At 41.2% G+C, this 22,875-nt stretch carries 14 protein-coding genes and 5 pseudogenes; 1 reads left to right on the forward strand and 18 read right to left on the reverse strand.

The genetic code is table 11. From position 1 onward, the window contains the following. Positions 1 to 389: 389 nt before the first annotated feature. The 9 genes and pseudogenes from RS130_RS02725 to RS130_RS02770 all read right to left on the reverse strand — a co-directional run bounded on the left by RS130_RS02725 (position 390) and on the right by RS130_RS02770 (position 10,835). Positions 390 to 1,413, reverse strand: a pseudogene (locus RS130_RS02725) (IS110 family RNA-guided transposase). 880 nt (positions 1,414 to 2,293) lie between these two features. Next, entirely contained in the window at positions 2,294 to 3,229 is a 936-nt protein-coding gene (locus RS130_RS02730) for a mechanosensitive ion channel family protein (protein WP_316024687.1), read from the reverse strand. A gap of 203 nt (positions 3,230 to 3,432) precedes the next feature. Beyond that, positions 3,433 to 3,863 (reverse strand): annotated as a pseudogene (locus RS130_RS02735) (hemerythrin domain-containing protein). 286 nt (positions 3,864 to 4,149) lie between these two features. Then, a pseudogene (locus tag RS130_RS02745) lies at positions 4,150 to 5,446 on the reverse strand (serine hydrolase domain-containing protein). A 223-nt stretch (positions 5,447 to 5,669) separates the two neighbouring features. Then, complete coding sequence (locus RS130_RS02750; RefSeq protein WP_316024690.1) at positions 5,670 to 6,173, reverse strand: prepilin-type N-terminal cleavage/methylation domain-containing protein; 504 nt, start codon at positions 6,171 to 6,173, stop codon at positions 5,670 to 5,672. A 273-nt stretch (positions 6,174 to 6,446) separates the two neighbouring features. Next, positions 6,447 to 7,151 carry a CRTAC1 family protein gene (locus tag RS130_RS02755; RefSeq protein ID WP_316027956.1) on the reverse strand — a complete coding sequence of 235 codons (705 nt, stop codon included), beginning with the start codon at positions 7,149 to 7,151 and terminating at the stop codon, positions 6,447 to 6,449. Further along, positions 7,136 to 8,749: an FG-GAP repeat domain-containing protein gene (locus tag RS130_RS02760; protein ID WP_316024691.1), complete on the reverse strand. Its 1,614-nt coding sequence runs from the start codon at positions 8,747 to 8,749 to the stop codon at positions 7,136 to 7,138. Before RS130_RS02760 ends, RS130_RS02755 begins: the two co-directional genes overlap by 16 nt. 523 nt (positions 8,750 to 9,272) lie before the next feature. Then, a pseudogene (locus RS130_RS02765) lies at positions 9,273 to 9,602 on the reverse strand (hypothetical protein); the annotation flags it as partial. Between the two features lie 250 nt (positions 9,603 to 9,852). Beyond that, a pseudogene (locus RS130_RS02770) lies at positions 9,853 to 10,835 on the reverse strand (transposase). Positions 10,836 to 11,015: 180 nt separating this feature from the next. On the opposite strand from RS130_RS02770, the gene RS130_RS02775 reads away from it, so the two are divergent. Further along, positions 11,016 to 12,026: an IS110 family RNA-guided transposase gene (locus RS130_RS02775; RefSeq protein WP_316024692.1), complete on the forward strand. Its 1,011-nt coding sequence runs from the start codon at positions 11,016 to 11,018 to the stop codon at positions 12,024 to 12,026. 567 nt (positions 12,027 to 12,593) lie between these two features. Here RS130_RS02775 and RS130_RS02780 read toward each other — a convergent pair. The 9 genes from RS130_RS02780 to RS130_RS02820 form a co-directional block, all read right to left on the reverse strand. Next, the gene (locus RS130_RS02780; RefSeq protein WP_316024693.1) at positions 12,594 to 12,950 is read right to left on the reverse strand and encodes a hypothetical protein; all 357 of its coding nucleotides are present in this window, start codon (positions 12,948 to 12,950) and stop codon (positions 12,594 to 12,596) included. Between the two features lie 2 nt (positions 12,951 to 12,952). Next, positions 12,953 to 14,656, reverse strand: a complete 1,704-nt coding sequence (locus tag RS130_RS02785; protein ID WP_316024694.1) for an RHS repeat-associated core domain-containing protein — start codon at positions 14,654 to 14,656, stop codon at positions 12,953 to 12,955. 171 nt (positions 14,657 to 14,827) lie between these two features. Continuing rightward, positions 14,828 to 16,792, reverse strand: a complete 1,965-nt coding sequence (locus RS130_RS02790; protein ID WP_316024695.1) for a response regulator — start codon at positions 16,790 to 16,792, stop codon at positions 14,828 to 14,830. A 14-nt stretch (positions 16,793 to 16,806) separates the two neighbouring features. Further along, the gene (locus RS130_RS02795) at positions 16,807 to 17,262 is read right to left on the reverse strand and encodes a response regulator (RefSeq protein WP_316024696.1); all 456 of its coding nucleotides are present in this window, start codon (positions 17,260 to 17,262) and stop codon (positions 16,807 to 16,809) included. Further along, complete coding sequence (locus tag RS130_RS02800; RefSeq protein WP_316024697.1) at positions 17,249 to 18,769, reverse strand: sensor histidine kinase; 1,521 nt, start codon at positions 18,767 to 18,769, stop codon at positions 17,249 to 17,251. Before RS130_RS02800 ends, RS130_RS02795 begins: the two co-directional genes overlap by 14 nt. Next, on the reverse strand, positions 18,762 to 18,974 hold the full coding sequence (locus RS130_RS02805) for a histidine kinase (RefSeq protein WP_316024698.1): 213 nt from the start codon (positions 18,972 to 18,974) through the stop codon (positions 18,762 to 18,764). Before RS130_RS02805 ends, RS130_RS02800 begins: the two co-directional genes overlap by 8 nt. Positions 18,975 to 18,989: 15 nt before the next feature. Beyond that, positions 18,990 to 20,321: a sigma-54-dependent transcriptional regulator gene (locus RS130_RS02810; protein WP_316024699.1), complete on the reverse strand. Its 1,332-nt coding sequence runs from the start codon at positions 20,319 to 20,321 to the stop codon at positions 18,990 to 18,992. 147 nt (positions 20,322 to 20,468) lie between these two features. Beyond that, entirely contained in the window at positions 20,469 to 21,143 is a 675-nt protein-coding gene (locus RS130_RS02815) for a nitroreductase family protein (protein ID WP_316024700.1), read from the reverse strand. Positions 21,144 to 21,219: 76 nt separating this feature from the next. Further along, entirely contained in the window at positions 21,220 to 22,824 is a 1,605-nt protein-coding gene (locus tag RS130_RS02820) for an ABC-F family ATPase (RefSeq protein ID WP_316024701.1), read from the reverse strand. Positions 22,825 to 22,875: the final 51 nt, after the last annotated feature.

Below are 22,875 nucleotides of genomic sequence, written 5' to 3' on the forward strand. Positions count from 1 at the left end.
GATGCATTGCACTGACAATGACGTTAACACACATCACTTTAGTCACTATTCAGACATATATGGACGCTCCGCTATGGTCAAGGCAATATTTGCCTCCATCTTCAATTTGAAGATGTTTACTTCTTTATTTTTATTAGCACATCAACTCTGACGATAAATAATTAAGGGTCGTACTGACATATATCCGGCCTATTATGAGAGTGAGGTTATTGGTGTACTCTCTGGCCCTAATGAGATCCGCACTTAACTGTCTCAAACACCCACTCGGTTTTAAAAACCTAGTCTCGTACAGACTGTTGCTAAGTGCGGGAAACCCGCTTTTACATCATTTTTCGTCGACTTTGATTGTGTATTTTATCTATATCGTTTTATCATATTAGGCTTGATATTTAGCTAGCTACCGGCTGATAGTTTTCATTTCGCTGTAATAATATCCAAGCTAATCGGGCTAGACGATTGGCCAGTGCTACCGCCGCTTTGTTCTTGCCACGTCGTTCAACTAGTTGTTTTACCCATACGGACAATTTGTCATCTCGGTTTTTTGTGCGATACATCACACTGCGCGCACCATGTATGAGTTGTTTGCGTAAATATTGATTACCGCGTTTGGTAATACCGCCATAAAAAGACTTTTCCCCACTGGCATATTGCTTAGGAGTGACACCTAACCATACCGACAATGCTCGAGGGTTTGCAAACTGACTCCCATTGCCAATTGCTGCATATAATGCGGTGGCATTAAGCACGCCTACACCTGAGTAGCGTCATTAATCTTTGGCATAGGGGGTTTTGTTGAACATATTGCTTTAACTCGTTTTCAATAGACTGGCAGCGCTTGCTGAGTTGGTCGTATTCTTCCTTGGTGTCTCTTAGCTGGTGTTTCATTCGTAGGCTAATACGTTCATCTTTTGGGTCAATAAGGGCGGTAATATGCAGTGTAAAGCTTTTTAAGCCTTGAGGGATAATCACGCCATACTCGCTAAGTAGCCCTCGTATTTGATTAATAATACTGGTTCGTCTGGCAATCAACTTATCACGAATACGATGCAGTGCTTGAATGTCTTGTTGCTCCACAGATTTAAGCGGCACAAATTTAATGTTAGGGCGCCAAGAGGCTTCCGCAATCGCGATGCTATCATTACGGTCATTCTTATTCCCTCGCACAAAAGGTTTAACGTGTTGGGCAGGAATTAAACGCACGATATGCCCCATCCCATCAAACAGCCGCGCCCAATGGTGGCTTGAATAGCAGGCTTCCATAACCACAATGGCTTTTTCTTGCTTAGCCATAAAAGGTGCCAGTTTCTGACGAGAGAGCTGTTGATTACTTTGCATTTTATGCTGGGGTGAAAACACACCTACTTGAAAGACATTTTTTGCCAAATCGATGGAAATAGTATTAAGATTATTCACAGGACACTCCTAAGTAATTAACTGTTGTTTACACATTCAGTTTGGCGCCATTTTGACGCCGTTGCTACTTTGGAGCGTCCATCTCATCACCCATGAAACCTTCGGGGCTTGGAAAAAATATCTGATAGTGATGGGTAAAGAATCGGCCCAATTGAAATGACTCAGCTTTTATTTCCTTTCTCTGTGTGGCGTAGCGCTTTGGCACCACTATTGAGACACCCATGAAACCTTCGGGGCTTGGAAAAATATCTGATAGTGATGGGTAAAGAATCGGTTCAATTGAAATGACTCAGCTTTTATTTCCTTTCTCTGTGTGGCGTAGCGCTTTGGCGCCTTAGTAGAAGTTTTACGCAGGTTTTATCTCTTTGCTGAAAAGTCTAGGAGCCTTGTTGACAGCATAGGGGAACGACTGGCTTTGAGGTCGGTTTACAATATTGACAGTCCAGTTCCAATTCAGCTCCCCATCGCACCAATTGAGGTAGCTCTAATTTAGACACCTATAATCATCTTTCACAATTGCCCATAGTTACAGGCAAAACTAACGTTACTATCGTTATACCAAAAAGCACAAAGCATAGAGAAGTGCTTTGTGCTTCGTTAAATGATTGCGCTGTATGTGACCAGAATCCTGGATAAGCCGAACCTCTCGATAACGCTATTTTGTATCTAGCAACGTAGGATTGTTTAGCTTAGACGACACTTCTTATCCAAAACTCTGGTTATGTAGTATTATTGCTTGAGGTACTAACTTAATCGTCTTTAGAATGCTGTTTTTTGGCTAAAATAATTCCGCCAATAAACAGGACAAAAATTACCAGTCCCGCCATTATCAAAATATTAATAATTGTATCCATATCACCTCCTAATTCAAAACGTCTAACTAGATACTAGAAGCATCTGCTGCTTGGTCTTTGTTCGCTTTGTTTATCGGTTTTAGCATTGTATTCAGTTTTTCGCCACCTTTAGCGCCAAAGTCTAAAGTACGTATTGGGAATGGTATCAATATATCTGCCTTAGCTAGCGCCTGCTTAACAAGAATCACCGCTTTATGTCTCGCCTGCATGAAACCCGGTTCGCCGGGATAGTCGATCCAAAACCAAACCAATAAGTTCACACTGCTATCAGCAAAACTCTCGGCAAATACTGCTGTTTCCTCTTTACGGATTACAAAGTCACATTGATTTAACGCATCAACAATAACATCCGCCGCTTCTTGCGGATCATCTGCATAGGAAATACCCACAGGGATTTCAATGCGTCTCACCTGAGTGGTGGTGAAGTTTGTCAGTATATTCCTAAATAAAATTTTATTCGGCACTACTTCTAACTGCCCAAAAAATGTCTCGACTAAGGTGTTGCGAAGGTTGATGGTTTTAACTGTGCCAAACACTTTATCTGCTTTAATCACATCGCCGATTTGAAAGGGTTTTCGTACCCCCATGGCAATACCGGCGATAAAGTTCTCGGTCATATCTTGAAAGGCAAAACCAATAGCCAAGCCAACAATCCCAGCCCCAGCTAGCAACGAAGTAACGGCTCCTGATAGGCCAAGAAAATCCAAAGCAATAAAAATACCCGTTGCTAAAATGCACACCTTAAAAATAGATGCGAGCAGTGAGGCTATCTGCCTAGAATCTAACGTTTTACGTAGCAATTGCCCCATGGCTTTGCCGGCATATCTAGCGATAATTGAGAACAAAATTACGATAATAATAGCGACCACAAAATTGGGTAAATGCTTTACACTGGTTTCCAACCAAGTTTGTAATTTTTCGGTAACTAAGTTCACGTACTTGTCTAAATTAACTATTTCCATGGTAGCTCCTTAGGGTATTAGATTGTCTATTAATAGCAGTCCACCTTGATAAGTGTTTTTCAGAATGCTGCTTGGCAAGCTTTCTAGCTCCCTTTTAAATAGCGAGAAGGCAGGGCAAAAAGTTACCGAATGACTCGCACTTAGCTTGTTGACCTGCTTGAGAAGGACTGGCAATGATTGTCAGTAAACAATATTTAGCGCAACTAGTTACTATTCATTTCAGCTACATATTCGGTGGCTAGTTCAGTTTTTTGACTATGGTCTAATACCTTGCCTGCTTGTTGGAAAAACTCTCGTTCTTCTTCATCTAAATGGTGAGTAACTTTATGCTGCAAAGCTTTCATGGTTTTTAGCCACTCGGGAGTATCCATAGCGGTTTGTTCGAGTTGTTCAACTAACTCATCAATTTCATGATGCTCGGCAATTGCGTGCCGAGTCACTTGGACCGTGTTGTCAGATTCAAGTAGAGGTACGTAAAAGTGGCGCTCTTCGGCAGTGGCATGGTCGGCAAGTTGTGTTTTTAATTCAGCAAAAAATCTCGACGGCTTGCCGAATCACCTGACGTTTCTACTAAAATTTTCATTAAGAATCTCTGTTTTTCATGATCGCTACGTAGAGCAGTAAAAATATCCATAATTAACCTCATTAGTAAATAAGTTCTATCTACCAATGCCAATTGTGTACCAAGTACTGGTATTAAACTAACCTACTGTTTTATATAATTAAAACCATATGAGGAAGCACTTTTTACAACTGGGGGGACTATGGTTCCATGAAATTATTACACAGAGGATTGTATTCTTTGCACATTGATATAAGGCGCTCAGTTGAGGGGGCTTCCTTCTTCATCGGGGCACATCGCATTTTCGAAGAAGGAGCAAATCATAAAATTTGAAAAATGCGGCGCAGCAGGCTAGTAGCTAGTTGGCCGTATCATCAACCAAAGCTTGATAAGTGAGATTACGCAAGTCATCCGCGTACCTATGGGTACCACTTGGAATAAACTGCGCCATACCAATGATGATAAGTTTTTCCACCGGATCCACTCTAAAGTAAGTTGAAGCCATTCCTCCCCAGCCAAAGTTTCCCTTCGAGCCCATGAATTTTAGTTGTTCGGTATCCGTTACTACTGACATTGCTAGTCCAAATCCCTCACCATCAGCCCAACGACTAAAAGGAACTAGATTCGCCGGAAGGTGGTTTGAGCGCATATACTCAACGGTTTTCCTACCTAAAATTCGCACTCCGTTCACCTCGCCGTGATTAAGTAACATACGGGCAAAAATAAGGTAATCGTCGATAGTCGACACCATTCCTCCCCCTCCATTATGAATCCTAGGATCATGCAAAAAGTCTCCAAGAGGTTCATTTTTCCATAAGAACCGTCTTACCGTCAGCATTGTTGTGATACACCGCCGCGAAGCGACTCACTTTATCAGCTGGCACATAAAAACCAGTATCAAGCATATTTAGGGGTTGTAGAATTTGCTGACTGATATACTCACCGAGCTTCATCCCACTAATTTTTTCTACCAGATACCCAATAATGTCAGTATTGATACCATAATTCCATTGACTGCCAGGCTGATGATTAAGTGGTAATTTGGCAAGCTCAGTCAAGACGTTTTCAGGTGCCGTTTTACCTTGCATTACCTCTGAGGCACGGTAGAGTTTATCCACTTCGCTGCCAGTAAACCCGTAACTGAAACCAGCGGTGTGCGCGAATAAATCAATAATTCGAATCGGAGACTTTTGCTCTTCTAGCACCATAGTGTCATCACTGCCACTAACGTAAACCTTCAAGTTTTTGAGCTCGGGCAAATATAACGAAATAGGATCGTTCATATGAAACTTTCCCTGCTCCCAAAGGGTCATTGCCGCAACCGCTGTAATGGGTTTAGTCATGGAATAAATACGAAAAATTGCGTCACGTTGCATAGGTTTTCCAGCAGCAATATCTTGCATCCCTTGAGCAGAAAAGTGCACTGTTTGATTGTTACGAGACACCAGAGTCATAACGCCCGCCAATTTGCCTTGATCAATGTACTCTTGCATTTTCCGATCAATACGCTGTAAACGTTTTGCTGAAAAACCTTGATTGTCATCAACACCCGACCGCGTTGTTACTGACTTTGACACCTTGCTAGTATTTTCGTTAACCGAAACAACACAAGCTGGTAGCGATAAGCAAATTAACAATAGGAGAACTTTTTTCATTTTGACAACTTCTAGTTAGGAATAGAGGCCAGTGTAACCATTGAAATTTCAGTTGTCAGTTTTCTATGCTTGCAATTAACAATAAGCCTATCGAACACAACACCTGATAAGATTGACTACGCAGACTTAAAAAATAAAGCCTCCACCTGAGTCTGCATGGATACCAATAATGGTAACCAGAGATGAAAACCAAATTTAAGGTTTTATCCACATTTGAATCGCTTTAACAACCTGAGGTTGTAAGTCGATAAAAGACAGGTTCAGTTAGGTTACTAGCGTCTACATTGTAATATACGTTGCAATTTTCAAAAGTAGCGTAACCTTTGGGGACAATATAGATAGCATCGCCACCGGGTAGATCAAAAACGCCCCAGTCGGCAGTAATGGTATCTGCAGCCCCAACCATGATTTCATAGGAACCCTGTAGAGCCTTTACCACATTAGCTGCGTCTGCTGTAAGGTATCCTACTGTTGTACTAACGGTAGCGTTGCCTATTGAAATAGACCCCGAGCTCAAGGACTGTTGGTTCGACAACGTCGCTTTTGCGTAAGTAAACGTATTAGCAGATTTTAAGGTGCCTTGGATACTACTCATTTGAGCGGCAATTGCGTCCCCCTGCAGGTCAATAAATTTAGGAGCTGCCACCACGGCTAAAATGCCCAAAATGACAATGACAATAATTAATTCTATGAGGGTAAAGCCTCGTGGTAATTTAGCTTTGTTCAAAGTCATATTCGTACAATTCAGAAAGTATTAATCAGCAACAAGTGAGCATCATAGAGTAATTAACATCCTTTAAAAACCTTCAACACCACAGCGCATTGTTTTTTCTAGTTCTTTAGTATACAAAATCTGCATTCAATCACTTGTAGGCGACCTAACGATATCAGTTCCATTAAAAAACTATGCATAGAATGATCTTGCATTTTTTGCACAGATGCAAACTGCGTAACACACGCCAGAATCAAGTGTACGGCTTGAATTCTGGCATGTAATTGACTAATGACTTGCAGCGCTTTGGTATTTGGCATTGGCTTGTAGTGAACCAAAGTTCATCACTTCGCCATTGCGCCAGACAATTTTTGCAGACTTAATTTTGTTGCGCTTCGCTAGGCCAAAGTGAACCGTGTTAATTACACTTTGTGAATGGACCTCACCGGTTGAACCGACAGTCTGAAAAAAGCGCTTGCCATCTTCAGTTTCAATCGTGACTTCCGCTGATAGCGGATCAACCCCTTTTTTAGGGCTATAACCCACTTGGAATTGAATATAATTACCTGCATTTTTTGCTTGGTTTACATATAAATACCACTTACCTGTATCCTCACTGCCATTTAACATGTCAAGCAAACCATCGTTATTAAAGTCAAACGCCTGTCCCATATCACCATGGCCCGTATCGTTAACATCATAAGCACCATGCGCGGTCAGCAACTCAAACCCTTCACCCGTGTTCAATAACAATAAGTCAGCAACACGCTCTTTTAAATAGCCATAACGATGGACAAACAAGTCTTGCTTACCATCATTATTAAAGTCAGCGCGACTTACTCCCCAATGATTACCGCCTTGGGGAATATTCCATGCTTGGCTGGCATTTTCGAAGTGCGTACCTTTGTTGATTAACAGCACATCTTGTACATTTCGATTGTTTGCTGGCCAATCGTAAGTCACATTATTTAAGCCGGTCAGTGAAAACTCCACCCCCAATAAATGGTTTTAGTACGCACCCATTCTGCCTTCCACTTTTTATTACCAAGGTAACCAATATATAAGCCCGTTTCAGACCTATCTTCGGGCCAACCTTTAGCTTGGCTTGGCTTAAAGTCTAGTGTTAGTGGCGCTGTTTCTTGTGCTAGCGGGTAACGGTTATCATTTTTATTAAAATCATGGGGTTGAATATACGTTTGCTGCTTATTTTGCCCTAAGAAAATAGGAAAACCATCTCGATACTGGCGAAAGACCAGTTTTACATCAGCTAAATGAATATCGCCATCAGCGGTAAACTCAATTTGTGTTGTTCCTTTCTCGCCATTGTCATTCACATCCAACTTTTTTGAATTAGGTGAAAAATCAAGAGACTTGTTAGAAATGCTGTAGTGAGAACGACCATTAGCTAGATACAAATCTACTAGCCCATCGTTGTTTACATCGACATCGGTCGCACCGTTAATATTCGTTAATTGCGCGACATCCTTTGGCAACCAGTCATGAGTAACATTGGTATAAGAAAAATTACCATTGTTTTTCCACAACGAAAGTTTGTCTGGGTAGTATAGTAATAAATCGTCTTTGCCATCACGATCAAAATCGACCACTAACGGTTTTTCTACATTAAGCTTTTCAATATCAGCGATACGGATCTCTTCGAATGAACCATCACCTTTGTTATCTAAGAATAGAGTTTGCGGTCCATCATAGTTAGGCGTTTTGGCATTAAACAAGGCTAAATCTAAATCACCATCTAAATCTAAATCAATCCAACGTGGAGCTCGCCCCCTAGCAGGGGTATTTAGCCCAGCCTTACCAGAAACGTTCTCAAACTTCATGTTGGTATTTTGCAATAACGTATAAGAACTTGGGCTGGTACCATTCGCTCCACCATGGGCAAGAATAATATCTAGATCACCATCTAGATCATAATCACCCAACGCAGAGCCATGTAAATCGGGCGCGCCCTTCAGTAATCGCTCAATTGATACTTTACCATTACCTAAATTAGTCACTAATTGAGTAGGGACTTTATTGTGATTGTTTAATATAAAGTCGAAATCACCGTCATTATCAACATCTCCAATTGAAGGGCCACCATACTTATAAGTAATTTCAGTGTCTAAATTAGCCGCCGCGGAGTTATCTATAAAATATGGCAGTTGCAAGCCCTCTACATCTTCCATGGTAATGTCGAGCAAAGTAATATCAGCGCTTCTCCCTTTGAACACTAATTCTTGGGTGCCACCGCCTACTAAATTGACCAAAGCATTAATAGTTTGTTTACCCGTTCTAGATAAATCCAAATTATCCGCTACTACCTTTCCATTGGCATAAACCGATAAGTTGGCATAGCTCTTTTTGATATCAGCCGTTATTGATAAACGCTTGATTGCCGACCCTCTAACCTGATAATTAACGTAATAGTCATTATCAGTGGTCAAAACAAAAGGAAGCACCAATAAATCGCTAGATTTACTTTTAAACTGCTCCTGGGCATTAATGTCACTACTAGAGCAACCAGTCAAAGTCATACCACCAACAGTACTAATACCAATAAAGAAATAGCTGAGAAATTTAATTTTGAACATAATAGACTCGATTGTTATTTTCTCTATAAGATACCCTTTTTGTTAACAAAAAACATCAAACAATAATGATCGCCCCTCAAAATAAAATATGCTAACGAAAAACGGGGAGTATCCAAGCCCTAGGAGCATTATGGTGTCTTAATTGGAATTTTTATAGACCAACCTCAACGTCGGTCATTCCTGCATGCTGTTAGCAGGGATCCAGCCTTTACTAGCAAAAGATAAAACCTAAGAAAAATCCCCGACAAGTTCAGAATGCCCCCCGGTTATCTAGAGGTTATCTAGACACCCATTAGAGGTTATCTAGACACCCATCGTTAATATCTTATCTAGACACCCATTGTAAATTCCAATACAGATATAACCATTCAAACTGCAAGTTATTTAGCTTTGCTTTGGGGAGTGTTACAGAACTCGATGTTTTTAATAGAAGTCGTAAATATTCGCGGTTTTATTGGTTTTGTAAATACATGGTTACCTCACCTTGTGATGACTGTGTTTGCCCTTGGTGATGGTGTTTACCTTAGGCGCGTTTGAGTAATGTTTTTGACTTGCTCATGCCGCGCATTCGCTGGTGGCCGGTGTGAGCTTTGAATTGATGCATCATTTGCTCAGCGCCAGCGGCGTAGCAAAAATGTTGTTCAAACTCTGTGGTGAGGGTAAGCCACTGTGCGTCTGATAACCCTAACCTTTCAAGTATCGGGTTATGTTTATGGTCTATCTGTCCTGCTTTATCTTCACGAATGCAGCGACCTGTGCAATCTACCAATTCACAATAGTCCTTTAGGCTGTAGGCAATGCCTTTACTCATGCCTTGTTGATAATTGCCAATAAAGGGCAGGAGTAGAAACGGTTATCTAGACACCCATCATAAATTTCAATACAAATATAACCATTCCAATGGGTTATCTAGACACCCATCGTAAATTTCAATACAAGTATAACTATTCAAACTGCAAGTTATTTAGCTTTGCTTTGGGGAGTGTTACAGAACTCGATGTTTTTGATAGAAGTCGCAAATATTTGCGGTTTTATTGGTTTTGTAAATACATGGTTACCTCACCTTGCGATGACTGTGTTTGTCCTTGGTGATGGTGTTTACCTTAAGCGCGTTTGAGTAAGGTTTTTGACTTGCTCATGCCGCGCATTCGCTGGTGGCCGGTGTGAGCTTTGAATTGATGCATCATTTGCTCAGCGCCAGCGGCGTAGCAAAAATGTTGTTCGAACTCTGTGGTGAGGGTAAGCCATTGTGCGTCTGATAACCCTAATCTTTCAAGTATCGGGTTATGTTTATGGTCTATCTGTCCTGCTTTATCTTCACGAATACAGCGACCTGTGCAATCTACCAATTCACAATAGTCCTTTAGGCTGTAGGCAATGCCTTTACCCATGCTTTGTTGATAATTGCCAATAAAGGGCAGGAGTTGATGAGGCTGGGCTGTCCTCTTTTGCATGGCTTTCACGCGCTTTTGAATACTGGTGTGTTTGGACGTTTCTGGCGTACTTGCTATTTTCGCTCGCACAGGGTTTAAGTCGACATAAGCCATGCAGGCGAGTACCGCTGATTCATCAAGTAACGCTTGAGATGTAAACCGTCCTTCCCAGAAACGACCGGTACAACCGTCTTCTTTGTTGGCTTCACGGGCGACGTATTCATTGAGATTCCCCATAAACCAACTGATGTCGTATAAGCGTTGGCGATAGATTTCTGCGGTCTCGATTAGGGTCAACATCTCACTATGTGTGAGCGCCTCTTCTCGTAAGTACTTTTGACTGAGTAATGTACCTCTGTGTAATTGATGCCAGTGTTCAAGGACTTGTTTTAGGCTCCAATTATCCGCTGTCGCTTTATCAACAAATAGCACCACATGCACATGGTTACTCATGACCGCATATGCACTGATATCTATCGCGAATACAGACGCCAAAAGCAATAACCGCTCTTCTACCCACCCCCGCCTATGTTCGTAACTTTGACCTGAATAATCATCTACACCGCACAAAAACAGCGACGAACACAACGTGAAACACAATGATAATAAGGTGTATCGATTAAAGAAACTTGAGATGAACGAGACCTAGGCATGATTGACTCCCTTCAAACAACGTAAATTAAGCTTAGTCCGACAATCTAAAAACTCAATGTTTCATTTGTTTATCGTGGGTGTCTAGATAAGTACAGGTTCTGAAAATCCTCAAGTCAGCCTCCGAGTCCATGTTCAGCTATGCTGAAAGGTGCTCAAACCATCACAAACGGGAGGCTGTTATGTCATTTTACTCGGGCATTGACTTACATTCAAACAATCACGTCGTGGTTGTCATCGACGAAGAGGATAACAAGGTTGTGGATAAGCGTATCGACAACAATTTAAACATCACACTTGAACTGCTCGCACCTTACAAAGAGCAGATAAAAGCGGTGGCCATTGAATCTACCTTTAACTGGTATTGGTTAGTGGATGGCCTGATGGAGCATGGTTATCAAGTGGAGCTGGTGAACACTGCAGCGGTTAAACAATACGACGGTTTAAAATACAGTGGCGACCATCAGGATGCCTTTCACCTTGCGCATTTGATGCGATTAGGGATATTGCCTACCGGTCATATTTACCCGCCTGAATACCGACAAGTACGGGACTTATTGCGACGTAGGCGACAATTGGTGAAACATGCATCCAGCCATATGATAAGCATTCAAAATCAAATCTGGCGCTCGTTAGGGTATCGGGTCAACTGTGTCGACATTCGTAAAAAGACCTTCACACTGCCTTTCGAATCAGGCAGTTTTTTATATCATTCAGCTCATACCAATCTCACCATCCTTAAGGCATTAGATAAACAGATTGCCATCATAGAACAACAAACACTGGAAGCGGTGGAGCTTAAAGATGAATTCAAACTGCTGACCAGCGTAACCGGTATTGGTCCGATTTTAGGTTTAACTATCATGTTAGAAACAGGTGACATCAACCGATTTGAAGCCGCTGGTAATTACGCGTCTTATTGTCGTTGTGTCAACAGTGTGCGTGAAAGTAACGGCAAGAAGAAAGGCACAGGTAACCGTAAAGCAGGCAATAAATACCTGTCATGGGCCTTTTCCGAGGCTGCCCATTTTCTAGTACGGTTTGATGCCAAAGCCAAACGTTTTTACGAGCGTAAAAAACAAAAGCGCAATGGTATTGTTGCCATTAGAGCTGTCGCCCATAAAATCGCCAGAGCGGTATTTCACATGTTAAAGAATAAACAGGCCTTCGATATCGAACGTGTCTTTAGTTAGTTTCCCGGTGTCATTCAGCCAGCAATCGGGGTTGGATATTAAACCAGTGTTATTCTGAATGGAGGGTGATACCGGACTTTATTTTGTTCGCCCGCATGTTAAGCCAAGTTGGGTCTGGAAGGCGAAAGCCTAACCACCACCTCTGTGCGTTTACCGCATTGGATAACATGGGGAACTGAAGTTTTGTGGCGCACCGAGGTGCGTGGGAAATTGGCCTTTACAGGCCAAGGACTAGAGCCAGATGGGTGACTGTTGCGGATAAATTATCCAGCACAACCAATAGAAAAACATATTAGCGAATAAAAACCGGAACACGCTGTAAGGAAACACAAACTTAAATGTTTGCTAAAAAGCAATCCGACTTTTATCGCACTGTTGACAACGGCTGACTTATGGGTGACCCCGATATTTTCCAAACTCAGGTAATCCTTTATATTAAGATAATAACTAATCATTAACTGGAGTCATTTTTTGTTCTAAAAGCTATGTAAGTTTCCTTATGAGCGCATCCCATCTTTAATCTTTAATAAAATTAGCAGGGTAATAACAATTCTATTATTTCGATTTTTAATCAATTTGTGATTTTCTTTGTATTTCAATTGTTCCAAAGTCAGCATATTCACTAATATCTGTTGGTAGCTTAGGTAGAGGCAACCTTTTAGCCTCTATACCTTCCTTACAAGTAACAACTAGATATGATTTTTGATAATTAAATCCAGAAACAACATCATTGTAATTAAGTTCACCAGAACCTGAGTAAGAAAACAATAATTTGTCATTTTCAAATAAATCATAGCTACACAACTTATAAATAACCTGATTCTGATCTGTAACCGTAGCCTTTACATTAACTACCGTATCAGTAGGAACTAAACAGCCTGACAGAAATAAAAGACAAATACTCACTGCTATATTTTTTAACATTTTTAATTCCCTGTTATCTTATTTTGGTTTTTTCGAGCAAAATTTTTCGCCTCATTCTCCCATTTATCTGGGGATAACAAATATGAACCTATTCCCATCCTGCCTGTATTCCATTGTTTTATTACATGAAAATATTCGTGTAATAATAAATTATGATTATTCATAAAACTTTTTGGAGAAACATGGGATGGTAAATATATTGCGTTTGTCAAAGTTGTAGCGTCAACTCTCCACCCTCTTAAGCCATTTAGCCAATTTAAAAAGTTCGCCCATTTAGAATTTGCATAAAGTTCAACACCATTAATATCACTTACACTAACATTCATTACCTCACTGACAGATGTTGCTAGGTTTGAAGGTAGTGAAAACTCATATACTCCAGAATCTGGATCGTGCTCAGAGGCTGATTTTGAACTTGATCTCTGAATAACATTATAACAATTAGGATCATCTTCACAATTTTGATAATTTTTGTCATCACGTTCTTCAAGTTTTGACATTCCAGTAGGGTCAGTATATCGGTATGGATTGTTCGCCACATAGGAATAACGATTGAATGAATCCACTGTACCAATGTACCCAACTGGATCATTGGAGTAGAAACGACCTATAACTGGATCATAGTATCGTGCCTGCATATAGCTTAACCCTAAATCGGTATCAAATTTATGCCCTGTGTAACCAACATCATCTTTAGGTGTTTCTATACTTTCACCAAAAGGCTGATAGTGCATACGGTCGGTGACCGTTCCTGCTGAATTGGATTCAGCAGCTGTGCTGCCTAGGTAATCACTGTGTAAATAGGTGACAGTACTGGCTTTTTTATTGGCGACTAACTTACCACCCAGATAGTAATAATCAATATGTTGATTATTGGCTTTACGATACATGAGTTTGCCATTACTGGCATAAAAGGAGTAACTGAGTCCGTTAGAGCCGTGCTCTTTAACCCGCTTATTATTACCATCGTAAGTGTATAGGTAGCCATCAGAGTCCACCATTTGGTTGGCAGTGTTGTAACCAAAACTACGGGTGCCATTGTCGGTCACATTGCCTTTGTCGTCGTAACTAAAGTTGTAACTTTTACTGCCACTGGTGTAATCCAATTGCTTGTTGCTGTTGTAGTAATAATGGATGGTTTGGTTACCCAGCTTGTAATAGGTAATATTGCCTAGGGTGTCGTAATTCACATCTCCAGTGCCTAAGTAGCTATCCGTAATGTTGTTGAGTCTATCGAGACCATCAAAGGTCAGTCTCAAATCATAAGCATTATTCACTTTGTCATCTAAAAAGGTGACATTGTTATTCGCATCATAAGTAAAGCCATGATTAAGGGCATACGTACTGCTGCGCTTATCGTAGAAGGTATTCGGTAGGCCTGATGTTTTTTGCGTAGACGTATGGGCAAAACCATTGCCGTAACTGTGAGATTTAACCATGCCGTTGGCATGATACAAGGCATTAGTGGCGTAACTACCTACTTGTTTAGCTTGGCCAAGTGCATTGGGTGCATAACCAATGTTTGTACCACTGGGGTAGATTGTATTGGTTAGATTACCTGTGCTGTTGTATATGTAATCTAATACAAAACTTTCGCCGTCTAGAGAAAGGGTCTCTTTTTCTATCATGTTTTCAGAATTGTATTCATAAGCAGTGACCACATTGCCAGCGGTCAGCATGGCTAGGCGACTGTTCTTATCATACACATTACTTTAACTAGACACCCATCGTAAATTTCAGTGCAAATGTAACCATTCAAACTGCACGTTATTAAGCTTTGTTTTTGATGAATTTGAATTGTTATGGGTGTCTTAATTGGAGTTTTTGTTTGGCTACTACCTCGGTAGAGTGGTGGGATCCATACATCGAGTTCTGGTTTAAATAATAGAGGCAAGCATGTGCTTATTGATTGGTTTTAACAGAGAGCGACTAATGCCATTGGCGTCTAGTGTGCTTTGCTCTATAGACTCGCCGCTGACTAAGATAATTTCACCAACAGTGGCTGTTTTGTGAATTAGCGTGGCCAGTTTTAACCCACTGGTGTCAGGTAAGTTTTGATCAAGCAATGCAATATCCCAAGCGCTATTCAGAGCTATGACCTGCCCACATGCTTGGCCTGAGTGGGCTACTTCAACCTCGCAGCCTAAAGATTCAAGTAATAGTTTGGTTAATTCAGCTGCGTCTATATCATCTTCTACCAATAAAACACGGCGCACTGATCCTGGGCCGCTGGTCTGTGATGGCGGACTTAATAGCGATTTTTCGGGGTCAGCTTTAGCTAACAGCTTAGACAGCTCTCTGTGCAGCAGTGCCTTATTGACTGGCTTAGGTACCACAGCATTAAAACCTAAGCTTTGTAGCTTTTCTTTTTCACCTTTCATGGTAGCGGCAGTCAAGGCGATAATTGGCATTAAAAAACCTCTCTTGCGCATATTCACCACGGCTTCGCGACCATCCATTAAGGGCATATGAATATCAATTAACACGGCTGCAAAAGGTTGACTATTGTTATTTTCGGCAGCAATAGCATCTATCGCCTGTAGGCCGTTTTCAGCATAAACTACTGACAAACCAAATGAACTTACAATATGACCAATGAGTTCACGAATATCTGCTATGTCATCTACTACCAAAATTTTACCTGCTAATGATGGCAGCGCTTCGCCACTTTTTGCCAACGCAGAAGCGGTAAATGTGAGCATAGAATAATGCTCACTATTGGCATTGTTTTCCGCTATTTGTAAGGTAAAACAACTACCTTTTCCCGGCTCAGACGTGACCGATATCCCCCCGCCCATTGCTTTGGCCAATTCAGAGGAAATGGCTAAACCTAGTCCTGCTCCAGTTTCTTTGCGGGAGACCATGTCTTCAACCTGTTCAAACGGTTGAAATATATTCTGTAGTTTTTGCGCTGGGATCCCCGTACCAGTATCAACAACTTCAAACATTAGCTGGCATTGATTATATTCAATTTTGGCCGCCACATTTAGCCTGACAAATCCCTCTGAGGTGAACTTAATTGCGTTATGCACTAAGTTTATTAACACTTGCCTTAGACGAGTGGGATCTTGATAAACTTCTTGCGGCACTGGACTACTGCAGGTTAACTCTAAGGTAATACCTTTATCGGCGGCCGCTACTTTTAATAATGTATGAATGTCGATTAAAAAATCTTCAAATTTAATCGCAATAGGGTTTAGCTCTAATTTTTTGGCCGCTATCTTAGACAGGTCAAGTACGTCATTCAACAGACTCAAAAGATGCTTGCCGTTATTTAAAATAATATTTAGTTCAGGATTGGCTGCTTTGGCTTTGTTGCTTTCCAGCAGTAATTCGGTGTAGCCCAGTATAGACGTGAGGGGAGTACGTAACTCATGACTAAGGTGAGCCAAAAAACGGTCTTTTGAGCGGCTTTTCGTTTCGAGATTAATGCGTTCTAATCGTTCTTTTTCAATTTCTTGACGAGACAACGCATACCGAATGGAACGAGCAAACCGCGGGCTGTCGAATTCAGTTTTCACTACAAAATCAACGGCACCTGCATCAAGAGCGGCTTTATCTAACAAGTCATCCGATTGACCGGTCAACATAATAATGGGAATACGGCATTGTATGTTAGTGGCTTTTTCCAACACAGTAAGTCCAGTCAAAGCCCCCAACTGGTAATCAAGCAAGCAAATGTCATGACGATTTTCTTTAAGCAAGGCTAGCGCTTCGTCTGGCGTGCTTACCCAGTCAATGCTAAAGGCGTAATCTGCTAAGTCATCTAAACAATCGCTGGCAATAATGAAATCGTCTTCATCATCTTCAACTATCAATACACGAGCTTGCTTTTGGATCATGCTAAAACCTAATGTTATCTATTGCTGGGAAGCTCGACAAACTCTATCCAATACTTGCCTAGGGCTTTCATTAGATTGACTAAACCTTCAAAATTGACAGGTTTAGTGATAAAAGACGCGGCACCTAAATCATAACCTTTCACCATGTCTTCTTCTTGCTTGGATGTGGTCAAAATAACCACAGGAATCGAACGCAGATTGGGGTCTGCTTTTATTTCTTGTAAGGCTTCTCTGCCATCTTTTCGTGGCATATTTAAATCAAGTAAAATTAAACTAGGTCGGGGGTATGCCTCTTCGTCTGCGTATTTACCTTCTCTTTTTAAATAACTTAGTAGCTCTACCCCATCTACTACACAATGTAAGTCATTCAAGACACGGCTTTCTTCGAGAGCATCTCGAGTGAGCAGTCGGTCATCTTCATCGTCATCAGCCATCAATATGGTGATCGGTTTTTTACTAAGTTCTGACATTCGATATTCCATCGTTATTAAATAAAATTGCGTCTACAGGGATTTTGATAACAAACTGCGCTCCGTGATTTAGTTCACTTTTGGCTTCTATCGTCCCACCGTGCCGTTCAACAATTCGTCTGCACACGGCAAGACCTATTCCGGTCCCTTTAAATTCCTTGCGCCCATGTAGGCGTTGAAAGGGAACAAAAATTTTGTCGGCAAACTCTTGTTCAAAACCAATACCGTTGTCGGTTAAGGTCAATACATGCCAGGAGATATCCAGACCAGTTAATGGATCTGCGGCTTGTTCATTTTGGTATGTGAGTTGGATTTGTGGTGGCACATCTGGCTTTCTAAATTTAATCGCATTAGAGAATAGATTGAGAAAAAGTTGATACATTTGCCCTTTGTCACCTTGAAATTGAGGCAAAGTAGCTATGCTTATTTGCCCCTGACTTTCTTCAATAGCAATTTCTAGATCGCCTAATATTTCAGTCATTAATTGATTAAGGTCAACCTCGACAAAATCTTTACCTTTAGTACTCACCCGCGAAAATTCGAGCAAATCATTTATAAGATTCGACATCCTCTCCGCAGCCACTTGCATCCTATTGATATAGTCTGCGCCTTTGCCTTCTAACTGTTCAGCGTAATTCGACTTCAACCTATCGCCAAAAGCACGGATTTTTCTGAGTGGTTCTTGTAGGTCGTGTGACGCTACAAATGCAAAATCTTCTAGCTCTCTATTGCTTCTAGATAGCTCATCCGAATATACCGTTAATTCTTGTGTTCTAATCTTGACTTGCGTAGCGAGGTTCTCATTTTGTTGTTCAAGTGACTTTTTTAGCTTGTCTTCATTATTTAAATTTAATCGAGCAATCACTAACATGCCAAACAACAGCAAAGCACTCGTTATGCCGGATATAAGAAAAGTGACAGTGGCTTCTTTTTGCAAGGCTTTAAGTTCGTCGAACAAACTGTCTCGATAAGTAAATTCAACGGTTTTAACCTCGTTTAGTATCTGCAATAACTCTTGATACAGATCTTTACCTCGTCCAGTCATGACGCGACTTAAAGCACGGGTTTCACGATTTTCCAATGCCAGTTCGACAGTCGTTTCTAACTCGTCGAGTTTACTTTGGCTCAAAGTCAGCAACTGTCGTATTTTGACTAAATAGTTTTCGTGTTGGTATTTAAGATTGGAGACCACATCCATTTGTTCCGACACTTTGCGCAGCGCACGTTTATAAGGGGTGAGATATTCTTCCACTTCGGTTAGTAAATACCCCCTTTGTCCTGTCTCGGCAGACAGTATGGATATGTGCAAATCATTTAGCGCCAAAGCCGCCTCTGACGTATTGTAGAGCTCATGCTGGGTACGAGATAATTCGCTTATAGTCTTAGTTGCTAAATAAGCATTGCCACCAATTACACTAATAACTATTAAGGCAATCAAGGTCCAAGTAGGCAAGGTGTTATCAAATAATTTGCCTGTTGTTAGGGCCTCACCGAACTTTCTAAACATCAGCTGATTTACTTATAGCTTGCAATGTCGCACTACAATCTTGACAGGCAGCAATAATTTTATTTAGCGCTTCAATGCCTTTTTCTTTCGGCATATCGTTTTCTAGCACCATCTTAATCAACTCAGCGTTCATTGATATACGGTTAAGAGGACCTCTTGCATCGTGCACCAATTTATTTAGAGAACTCGATTCATTGTCTGGCATGTATTGTCCTATGATTTATTTTGTTAACTCACCGTATGCATGCAAACGGTTATAAAGCGTCTTGGTGCTTATCCCTAACATTTCAGCGGCTGCAGTTTTATTACCGTCAACTTTTTCTAGTGTCACTCTAATCAAATTCTTTTCAACATCTTCGATTGTTTGCCCTGCACTGACATTATTTTGCTCTTCATTTTTTCCGGCCAACGAAAAAGGCGACGCAAACGAACTAGGTAAACGTAATTCATTAGAATTTGGATCACTCATAATAAATGTTCTATGCACACAATGCCTAAGCTCTCGTACATTGCCCGGCCAATCGTAGTCACAAAGACGTTCAAGTTGCGCTTTATTCCAACTAAAATGCTTATCGTTTTCTTGATTCAGTTCATCCAAAAACGCATTCGCTAGCAAAGGAATATCTTCTTTTCTTTCCCTGAGCGCTGGGATAGTGATAGGGAACACCGCAAGCCTAAAGTATATGTCTTCACGCAAAACCTTATCCTGAGCGATCGATTCCAGCGAGCGGTTGGTGGCTGAGACAACGCGACAATTAACAGCGATTTCTTTTGTGCCGCCCACCCGAACGACTTTTTTACTCTCAAGCACTCTGAGTAAATTGGGCTGCATATCCAATGGCATTTCGGTGACTTCATCTAAGAATAAAGTGCCATTTTCGGCTCGCTCGAACACACCGATTTTTTGCGCTACAGCTCCGGTAAAAGCGCCTTTTTCATGGCCAAACAATTCGCTACTGATCAATTCATTCGACAACGCTCCACAGTTAGTCGCGATTAACTTGCCTTCAGCTTGACTCATTCTATGTATGGCACTCGCCACCACTTCTTTACCTACGCCACTCTCGCCCATTAGCATGACATTAGCTTGCGTGCCAGCGACTCGCTCTATCATAAGATAAAGCTCTTGCATGGCCGCAGATTCGCCAATTAAGCAGTCAAAATGCAACTTAGTAGAGGTTTTGTTTGCTTTTTTAGCTGCAGGCTTCCTATTTAGAGCTGACTCAATATCTTCTCTTTGCAGAGGCTTAACCAAATAATCAACTTTGGGTCCGCATACTTCTGACAACATACCTTTAACCGAAGGGTGTCCGGTAATAAACGTGATATAAGCGTTCGCGTGGATGGTTTTTAAATGGTCGAGCAAATGCAGACCACTGCCATCTGGCAACATGAAATCCAGTAAAATATGATCAAAAGATTGGCTGGCTAACCATTCTTTAGCTTCAGCCAAATCAGCTGCCACTTGGATATTGTGGCCCAAAAACTCAATAATGTTTGCGGCTATTTCTGTAAACTCACGATCATCATCAACTAGCAGTACGTCTAACAATTGGTGTGTCCTCAATATATTTTTTGATATGTTATCTAATAATGACCGAAACTCATACGTAGTTTTTAAATGTATGTGTAATTTAGGAGTTTTACTTTAATTTCAGCTTGTTATAGAGAACAAATAGATAGATGAAGAGCCAATCATTTACAAAAAACTGGCTATCTCGGTTAGTTCTTTTTTCTTGGCAGCATGAATAGGTACGGTAGCATCTGCGGCTGGGTAACCGGCTATCAACAACATAAAGGGTCTTTCGTTGTCTGGACGCTGACAAATTTTAGCCAAAAAGCTCATCGGCTTAGGGGTGTGAGTCAAAGTAACTAACCCCGAGTTATGCAGTGCATTGATCAAAAAGCCAGTCGCAATCCCAACTGACTCGTGTACATAATAGTTATTTTGCTTATGACCATCTTCTAATTCTGTCTGTTTGCGGCTAAAAATAGCAATCAGCCAAGGGGCGTGTTCAAGGTAGGGTTTATTAGCATCTGTGCCCAAGGGCTTTAAAGCATCCAACCATTCTTCACCTGCGCGCCCATTGTAAAACCCCTGTTCATGCATCTCTGCTTGCTGTCTAACTTGTTTTTTTATATCCCTTGAGTGAATTGCACAAAAATGCCAAGGTTGTTGATTTGCTCCGTTTGGCGCAGTACCGGCCGCTTTAATGCAGTTTTCAATAATCTCGCGGGCCACAGGTCGGTCACTAAATTGACGAATGCTGTGTCGACGCTTAATGTCAGTATAAAACTGCTCTGACCGCGCCAACATCTCTGCCGATGGATACTCAATAAAATCAGTAAGTGGCAAACTCTTGTGATCTTGCATGGCATGCTCCTTTAAAACAATCAGCCCCGTATTTCTATTACAACCCCACTGCACAAGCAACTAAAAATTGAGCAGGTTAAGCTCTTGCTTGTGCTTCTTCTCGACTAGCGAGATATTCGTTATAGGTACCTTGGAAATTAATCACCCGCTGATTTTCTATTTCAATGATACGCGTAGCGAGTGACGATACAAATTGCCTATCGTGACTCACAAAAATCAAGGTGCCATCGAACTTTTTCAAGGCGTTATTTAAGGCTTCAATGGCTTCCATATCCATATGGTTGGTAGGTTCGTCCATGATTAACACATTAATGTCAGACATCATTAATTTGCCAAACAACAGACGGTTCTTTTCACCGCCCGAACATACTTTAGCCTTTTTGTTGAAATCATCAGCACTAAACAACAAGCTACCTAGCAATGCGCGTACCGCTAAATCATCGTGCTTTGGGGTGCGCCATTGTGACATCCAATCAAACAAAGTTAAGTCATTGTCAAAATCTTTAGTGCTGTCTTGTGGACAATAACCAATGCTGGCGTTTTCTGACCACTTTACGACGCCCTCTTGCGCTGTCAGTTCATTCATTAAACAGCGCAAAAACGTAGTTTTACCCACGCCATTTTCACCGATCACCGCCAACCTTGCGCCAGCTTCAAGGATTAACTCACCGTCTTTAAACAATAATCCTTCTTCAAAACCATGACCAAACTGCTCTAAAATTAACGCTTGGCGATGCAACTTTTTATGCTGCTTTAAGATGATTTTTGGGCTACGACGGCTGGATGACTTCACCTCATCTAAGGTAATTTTCTCCATTCGACGGGCCCGAGAACTGGCTTGTTTGGCTTTTGATGCATTTGCAGAGAAGCGGTCAACAAAGGCTTGCAGTTCATCAATTTCAGCGCTTTTCTTTGCATTCTCAGTTAACAACTGTTCTTGAATTAGCGACGACGCTGCTTGATAAGCTTCATAATTTCCCGGATAAATGCGTAATTCACCATAATCGATATCGGCCATGTGAGTACAAACAGAGTTCAGGAAGTGGCGATCATGGGAAATAATGATCATGGTACACTTACGTTCATTCAATACTTCTGCCAACCAATTAATGGTGTAAATATCTAAGTTATTGGTAGGTTCATCCAACAGTAAAATGTCTGGATTGGCGTACAGTGATTGGGCCAATAATACCCTAAGTTTGCGACCTGGGGCGACTTGCGACATCAGGCCATAATGAAATTCAGCTTCGATTCCGGCTTGCAACAGCAATTCTTCTGCTCGTGCTTCTGCAGTGTAGCCGTCCATTTCAGCAAATTGAGTTTCGAGTTCGGCTACATGCATGCCATCTTCTTCACTCATTTCTGCTTTTGAGTAAATTTCGTCTCTTTCTTTTTTAACTTTCCATAAATTCACATCACCCATGATGACGGTATCAACTACGGTAAACTCCTCAAAAGCAAACTGGTCTTGACTCAGCGTGCCGAGTTTTTCTCCAGGGGTAATGGATACATTACCAGCACTTGGCACCAAGTCACCGCTAAGAATTTTCATAAAGGTCGATTTACCACAACCATTCGCACCGATTAAACCGTAACGGTTACCATTGCCAAATTTAGCTGAAATGTTTTCGAATAAAGGTTCGGCACCAAACTGCATGGTGATATTTGCGGTAGAAATCAAAGTGGGTATTCCAGAAGAAGTAAGTTAGATGGTATGTATGCCATTGCCATA

Origin of the sequence: Paraglaciecola aquimarina, assembly GCF_032464635.1 — a bacterium.
GTDB lineage: Bacteria > Pseudomonadota > Gammaproteobacteria > Enterobacterales > Alteromonadaceae > Paraglaciecola > Paraglaciecola aquimarina.

Bases quoted from the DNA above. Each gene is read 5' to 3' on its own strand.
- RS130_RS02790 (WP_316024695.1), bottom strand. From the start codon at position 16,792: ATGATCCAAAAGCAAGCTCGTGTATTGATAGTTGAAGATGATGAAGAC.
- RS130_RS02815 (WP_316024700.1), bottom strand. From the start codon at position 21,143: ATGCAAGATCACAAGAGTTTGCCACTTACTGATTTTATTGAGTATCCA.
- RS130_RS02760 (WP_316024691.1), bottom strand. From the start codon at position 8,749: ATGTTCAAAATTAAATTTCTCAGCTATTTCTTTATTGGTATTAGTACT.
- RS130_RS02775 (WP_316024692.1), top strand. From the start codon at position 11,016: ATGTCATTTTACTCGGGCATTGACTTACATTCAAACAATCACGTCGTG.
- RS130_RS02805 (WP_316024698.1), bottom strand. From the start codon at position 18,974: ATGCCAGACAATGAATCGAGTTCTCTAAATAAATTGGTGCACGATGCA.
- RS130_RS02730 (WP_316024687.1), bottom strand. From the start codon at position 3,229: ATGGAAATAGTTAATTTAGACAAGTACGTGAACTTAGTTACCGAAAAA.
- RS130_RS02795 (WP_316024696.1), bottom strand. From the start codon at position 17,262: ATGTCAGAACTTAGTAAAAAACCGATCACCATATTGATGGCTGATGAC.
- RS130_RS02780 (WP_316024693.1), bottom strand. From the start codon at position 12,950: ATGTTAAAAAATATAGCAGTGAGTATTTGTCTTTTATTTCTGTCAGGC.
- RS130_RS02800 (WP_316024697.1), bottom strand. From the start codon at position 18,769: ATGTTTAGAAAGTTCGGTGAGGCCCTAACAACAGGCAAATTATTTGAT.